At 71.9% G+C, this 6,274-nt stretch carries 6 protein-coding genes and 1 pseudogene; 5 read left to right on the forward strand and 2 right to left on the reverse strand.

Annotated features, from left to right (window positions below; translation table 11 throughout):
* Nucleotides 1–19: 19 nt before the first annotated feature.
* Together IE317_RS30610 and IE317_RS30615 are read left to right on the forward strand one after the other, a co-directional pair.
* Nucleotides 20–916 carry a hypothetical protein gene (locus IE317_RS30610; RefSeq protein ID WP_229903010.1) on the forward strand — a complete coding sequence of 299 codons (897 nt, stop codon included), beginning with the start codon at nucleotides 20–22 and terminating at the stop codon, nucleotides 914–916.
* A 232-nt stretch (nucleotides 917–1,148) separates the two neighbouring features.
* The gene (locus tag IE317_RS30615; RefSeq protein ID WP_191314821.1) at nucleotides 1,149–1,478 is read left to right on the forward strand and encodes a hypothetical protein; all 330 of its coding nucleotides are present in this window, start codon (nucleotides 1,149–1,151) and stop codon (nucleotides 1,476–1,478) included.
* Here the strand turns inward: IE317_RS30615 and IE317_RS30620 are convergent.
* A complete protein-coding gene (locus IE317_RS30620; RefSeq protein WP_191314822.1) occupies nucleotides 1,467–2,303 on the reverse strand; it encodes a DMT family transporter in 837 nt (278 codons plus the stop codon). The genes IE317_RS30615 and IE317_RS30620 overlap by 12 nt on opposite strands.
* Entirely contained in the window at nucleotides 2,303–2,821 is a 519-nt protein-coding gene (locus IE317_RS30625) for a MarR family winged helix-turn-helix transcriptional regulator (RefSeq protein WP_191314823.1), read from the reverse strand. The genes IE317_RS30620 and IE317_RS30625 overlap by 1 nt, the downstream gene beginning before the upstream one ends.
* Nucleotides 2,822–2,896: 75 nt before the next feature.
* On the opposite strand from IE317_RS30625, the gene IE317_RS30630 reads away from it, so the two are divergent.
* From IE317_RS30630 to IE317_RS30640, 3 genes and pseudogenes are all read left to right on the forward strand, one after another.
* A complete protein-coding gene (locus IE317_RS30630; RefSeq protein ID WP_191314824.1) occupies nucleotides 2,897–4,291 on the forward strand; it encodes an MDR family MFS transporter in 1,395 nt (464 codons plus the stop codon).
* An 82-nt stretch (nucleotides 4,292–4,373) separates the two neighbouring features.
* Nucleotides 4,374–5,858, forward strand: a complete 1,485-nt coding sequence (locus IE317_RS30635; protein ID WP_191314825.1) for an alpha/beta hydrolase — start codon at nucleotides 4,374–4,376, stop codon at nucleotides 5,856–5,858.
* A 92-nt stretch (nucleotides 5,859–5,950) separates the two neighbouring features.
* Nucleotides 5,951–6,274: pseudogene (locus IE317_RS30640) on the forward strand (HNH endonuclease); the annotation flags it as partial.

The raw sequence follows: 6,274 nt of genomic DNA on the forward strand, positions 1-6,274 counted from the left end.
CCTCGATCCGGAGTTCCCCTTGCGCATCAAGCAGATCGGTGCCGCGCTGGCCGCGGCCGCCGTCGTCCTGACCGTTGCGGCACCCGCCCAAGCGGCGTCGAGGATCATCCCGCTCGACCTCGCCGCCGGGCAGCAACCCGAAAACATCGCCCTGGAACCCGACGGTTCCGCCGACCTCACCTTCGCCTACTCCGGCGAAATCGGCCGGGTCACGCTCTGCGGGCAGGTCGGTGTCATCGCCCGGATTCCCGTCCCCGCCGATGGCGACGTCCCGGTGGTGCACCGGAAACTCTTCCTCGGCGGGATCGTCCGCGCCCCCGGCGGCGACCTGTACGTGGCCGTTTCCACCGGCACGGCGGCAACCGGCCTCTACCGCGTCCGCCCCGGAACCACTCCGGTACAGGTCGCCGCCCTGCCGCCGACCGGGTTCCAGAACGGCGTCGCGCTCGACCCCGCCAGCGGAGACGTCTTCGTCGCCGACTCCTTCGGTTCGGTCGTCCGGCGCGTCTCGCCACGCACCGGGCGGGTCACCGACTGGGCGACCGGCGAGCTGCTCGCCCCGGTGAGCGGCTTCGGCGCGAACGGCGTGAAAGTGCACGACGGCGCGCTCTGGGTGTCCAACCTGGACCGCGGCACCCTGGTCCGGTTCCCGCTCACCGGGGCACCCGGCCGGGTCGTGGCCTCGGGTCTCGGGCCGGTCGACGACTTCGCGTTCCACGGCGCGGACGTCGTCGCGGCGATCAACCAGGAGAACCGGGTGGTCACGGTCGGCCACGACGGCCTCCGGACCGTTTTGTCCATTTCGGACGGGCTGGCCAACCCGACCTCACTGGCCGTCCGCGGTGACACGCTGTACGTGGCCGACAGCGCGTACTTCGGCGGGACGCCCAATCTGTTGCGCGCCCGGCTGAAATGACCGTGCATCCGCACGCCGATTGTGCACGCGCTTTCGGTGATCTCCGGGAAGCGGTTGCTGGGAAACAGATCCGCCGGTAAGTTGGCGGACCCCGGTGTTCGGTCATCGGTCACCGGGGTTCGCGCTGCTCGGCGGAGCGGGGGAGGTTCCCGCCGAGAGAGCGCTTTCCGGCGGTAGGGGTCACCGCCGGGTGCAGGAGGGAAGCGGTGCCTTGGTGTTGCGGGGAACGGTCATGGCCGAGCACGTGACCGAGCCGTACGTGGTCGGCCTGGAAGCCATCGCGGGCGAGCTGCTGCGCGGCAAGTGGTGCGTCTACCTGCACGAATGGCTCGGCGACGACCTCGACCTGCCCACCTGGCAGGCGGAAGTGGCCGCCCACGCCGAACACGCCGGCGTCGAGGTGTGCTTCATCGAAATCCCGCGCAAGGACATGACGCTGGTGGCGAACGTGCGCGCCCTCCCCAGCTTCGAGCAGGTCACCGAGTCCGTGGCGGCCCTCGAGCACTACCGGGGCCTCGAGGCCGGCAGCCGGAGCGTGGTTTTCCGCCGATCAGCCCAGTGACACGAGGGCGATCGCCGCGCCGGCGCCGAGCAGGCCGGCGACCTGGGCCCGGCTCAGCCGTTCGCGCAGGAAGACCAGCGCCAGCAGCACCGGCACCGCCGGGTAGAGCGCGGCGAGCACGGTCGCGACCGCCAGCAGCTGCTGCTGGGCCGCGAGCAGGTAGAGCACGATCGCCGCGCTCCCGCACACCCCGGCGAACGCGGCGGGCGCGCACAGCCGGGCCGGCAGCCGCCACGGCGTCCGGGTCGCCGCGACCAGGCCGGCGACGGCGGCCACCGACACCGCGCGGCTCAACACCACCGGCCAGAACCCCGCTTCGGCCGGGATCCGCGAGAGCGCGACGAACTGGACGGCGAAGCCGAGCCCGGCGACGAAGGCGTCCGGAATCCCCGCCGCGGTCCGGCCGTCCCGGTGTCCGGGCGAGCGCGAGACCAGCCACAACGCCGGTACCGCGCAACAGATCCCGGCGAGCGCGGGCACCGAAAGCCGTTGCCCCAGCAGGAGGAGGCCGAAGAGGACCGGCAGGACGACGGCGGCGACGTCGCTCGCGGGCACGACCAGGCTCATCGCCCCCTTGCCCATCGCGCGGTAGAGGAAGGCGACACCGATCCCGGTGCCGGCGCCGGACAGCGCGCCCCAGCCGAGCGCGGCCGCGGTGGGCGCGCCTTCGCCGGCGAACAGAGCGAACGGCACGGTCGCCACCGTGCCCGCGACCTGCGCGTACAGCGACACGGTCATCCCCGGCGCGCGGCGGGAAACCAGCCCGCTGACGAAGTGCGTGACCCCGAAGCACAAAGCGGAGACGAGCGCGAGGACGGTGCCCATCACGGCGTCCCGGATTCGCGCTGCGCCTGCCCGACCGGGCAGATCCGGTCCTGCGCGACGCAGCCGGGGCGGTCGCAAAGCCGGCACATCAGGTCACCCGAGCGGACTTCGGCGTGCAGGCCCCGCAACAGCTGCTCCAGCAGCGGCTCCAGAGCGTCCTGATCGGACACTGCACCCAGGGCGACGGCCAGCACTCGCTGCCGGGCGGCCAGCGCCCGGTGCGCCGCGGACCGCCCCGCGCGGGTGAGCACGACGCCGACCGCGCGGCCGCTCTTCGCCTGCCGCCGCACCAGCCCGCGGGCTTCCAGCTGGTCGAGCATCCGGGCGCAGGCCGGCTGGCTGAGCCCGATCCGCTGCCCCAGCTCGGTGCCGCCGAGGCCGGGGAACTCCGCGAGCACCACCAGAGCGGCGGTCCCGCTCAGGCTCACCCCGGCGGCCGCCGCGGCGGCGCTCGTCATCCGGTCGGACAGGTTCAGCACCGCCGCGCCGAGCAGGTTCGCCAGCCGCGTTTCATGCATTACTCATGCATAGCAGAGGCGATCGGCACGGACAAGGTTGACTTCAACCTTCCTCGAGCTTTTACCGTCGTCACCATGACCGATCTCCGCACCGACCTGCCGCCGATCCCGCGCGCCGTCTGGATCGCCTCCGGCGTGATGGCCCTCGGCGGCTTCCTGGGCAACATGGACGCTTCGATCGTCGCGGTCGGCCTCGAATCGATGCGGGACAGCCTCGGCGTCCCGCTCGTCGAGATCCAATGGGTCGCGACGGCGTACCTGCTGGGTCTTTCGGCCGCGCTCCCGCTCACGCCGTGGCTCGGGCGCAAGTTCGGCGCGGGACGGCTCTGGCTCGCCGCGCTGGCCGCGTTCCTGCTCACGTCGGTGGCCTGCGCGTTCGCCCCGGACGCGGGCACGCTCATCGCTTTCCGCGCCGTGCAGGGCATGGCCGCCGGCGTCATGGTCACCGCCGGGCAGACCGTGATCGGGCTGGCCGTCGGCCCGGAACGGCTGGGCCGCACCATGGGCACGCTGGCGCTCGTCGTCGGGCTCGCGCCGGTCGTCGGCCCGAGCATCGGTGGCTTCCTGCTCGAACACTTCTCCTGGCCGGTGCTCTTCTGGCTCAACGTCCCGATCGGCCTGCTCGCGTTCGGTCTCGCCCTGCGCTATGTGCCGCGCGGCGACCGGCAGCAGCCGCCGCCGATGGACTGGCGCGGCTTGGCCATGGTGTCGCTCGGCCTGCCGCTGCTGGTGTACGGGCTCACCGAACTCGGCGCGCCCGGCTCGCTCGACATCGCGCTCGCGGCCATCGGTGCCGCCGCCATGGGCGTGTTCACGTGGTGGTCGCTGCGCACCCGGCACCCGGTGCTGCAGCTGCGGCTCGCCGCGCGGCCGGTGCTGGGTTCCGCGCTCGCCTCCGTACTGCTCGGCGGCGCCGGGATGTTCGGCGCCGTGCTGCTCCTGCCGCTGTGGTTCCAGCTCCGGCTCGGGGCCGGGACCGCCGAGTCGGGCGTCCTGCTCGCGCCGATGGGGCTGGCCACCGCGGTGTTCGTGTTCGTGGCCGGGCGGCTGACCGATCGCCACGGCGGCGGGACCGTCGCGCTCACCGGGTCGCTGGTGGTGCTGGCGAGCACCGTGCCGCTGCCGTGGCTCGGCCCGGACTCGCCGATGTGGGTCATCCAGGCCCTGCTCGTGGTCCGCGGCGCCGGGCTCGGGCTGTCGATCATCCCCGCGTCGACGGCGGCGTACGCCTCGGTCGACGCCCTCGAGCTCGGACACGCGACCGCGCTGGTGAACATCGTGCTGCGCGTGGGCGGCGCACTCGGTGGCGCGCTGTGCGTGATCGTGCTTTCCCAGGGCCTGGCCGACGGCCCGGCGACCGGGTTCGGCTGGGCCTTCGGCGTGCTGGCGGCGCTGTGCGTGCTCGGCTCGCTGGCGGCGGCCTGGGTCCGGCGGGCCGAGCGGTCGTCCACAGTGGACGCGAAGGCGTGATTCACCTGGGAAGTTGGCGGGATCGCCGGATCGGTGCTTTCCTGGAGCCGGTCAAGCACTGTCGGTAGGGGGAGGACGGGCGATGGCGGGGGTCGGCAACCGGCTGGTGACGGCCGTGGCGGTGACCACGGTCTTGGGGAGCCTGCTGGCGGCGACGCCGGCATCGGCCGCGGAATCCGTCGACTGGCAGCCGTGCGCCGGCGCGCCCGGCGTCGACTGCGGCACGGTGACCGTGCCGGTGGACTGGGCACACCCGGACCGGGGCACCACCACCGTCGCGCTCGCGAGGCGCAAGGCCACCGACCCGCAGGCCCGGATCGGCTCGGTGCTGATGGACCCGGGCGGCCCCGGCGGTTCGGGCACCGAGGAGGTCAAGAGCGGCTGGTCGCTCTCTCCCGAGATCACCCGGCGGTTCGACACCGTGGGGTTCGACCCGCGCGGCGTCGGCGCCAGCGCCCAGATCAAGTGCGGGCTCGACGAACTGATCGCGGACTACCCGCCGATGCCGCGCAACCAGGCCGAGTTCGAGCAGCTCGCGACGCACAACCGCAATCTCGGCGAGAGCTGCACCCGGCTCACCGGACCGCTGGCGCAATTCGGCGACACCAAGAGCGTCGCGCGGGACATGGACGTCATCCGCCGTGCGCTCGGCGAGCAGAAGCTGACCTACTACGGCGTTTCGTACGGCACGCTGATGGGCCAGCAGTACGCGGAACTGTTCCCGGACAAGGTCCGCGCGCTCGTGCTGGACAGCAACATGGACCACGCGCAGTTCACCGCGTGGGACTTCATCATGAGCGAAACCCGCTCGCTCCAGGCGGAGTTCGGCGAATTCGCCGCCTGGTGCGGCCGGACGCCGAGCTGCGCACTGCACGGGCGGGACGTCTCCGGGGTGACGCGCGACCTGCAGGACAAAGCCGCGCGCGGCGAGCTGACGGACCCGCGAAGCGGTGAGCAGGTCACGCCACTGACGCTCGTTTCGATCATCCAGAGCAACTTCTACGGCCCGACCTGGGATCGGCTCGCGTCGGTGCTCAAGTCCTTCGCCGACGGCACCGAGGCTTCGGCACAGCTGCGCGCGGACATCCCGGTCAACTACGTCACCCCCAGCGTGCTCTGCGACGACTGGCGCCTGCCCGTGCACAACGTCGCCGAACTCGAGGTGTATCGCCGCGCGGCCGCGGCACTCGCCCCGGACGTCAAGCTCAACCCGCTGGGCTGGGCGTCGGTCACCAGCTGCATCGGCTGGCCGAACCGGACGAGCAACCCGCAGCGTCCGCTGCAGATCCACGGCGCACCACCGCTATTGCTGCTGAGCAGCCGCCACGACCCGGCGACGCCGTACGCGTGGTCGCAATCCGTGGCCCGGCAGACGGGCGGCACCCTGCTCACCTACGACGGCTGGGGCCACGGTGCGTACTTCAAGAACAGCTCCTGCGTGACCAAGGCGACCGACGACTACCTGATCACCGGAAGGCTTCCGGCGCCAGGCACGCATTGCGCGGCCGTCGAACCGGGGACGACGACGGCTCTGATCGCCCGGCCGCCCTCGACGATCGGTTTCTGAGCCTTCGTGGCTGTTCCGGGGTGCGGACAGTCGCATGTGGACATACCCCGTCGAGTGATGAACTCGTGTTCGATGGTCGGTAGCTTGGAGGTATGACCAGCGACGCGACTGTGTGTTCTTCCGAGGCGGTGGCTTTTGCCGACCGCGTCGGGGAGTTCGTCGCGTGCATGCGGTCGGCTGAGGCGGGGCTTGGGGCGTTGCTGGTGGAGATCGAGCAGCGCGGGGTGATGGAGGTGTTCGGGTATCGCTCTGTCGCGCGGTTGTTGGAACATCTCGCCGATATTCCCAAGGCTGCTGCTGAGCGGATGGTGAAGCGCGCCCGCTTGCTCAACCCGGGCTGTAACCTCGATGGCAGCCCGATCCCCGCTTTGGCGCCCGCCACCGGTGCTGCTGCTCTCGCGGGGCAGTTGAGCAAC

It is taken from the genome of Amycolatopsis bullii (assembly GCF_014654205.1).
Taxonomy (GTDB): Bacteria; Actinomycetota; Actinomycetes; order Mycobacteriales; family Pseudonocardiaceae; genus Amycolatopsis; species Amycolatopsis plumensis.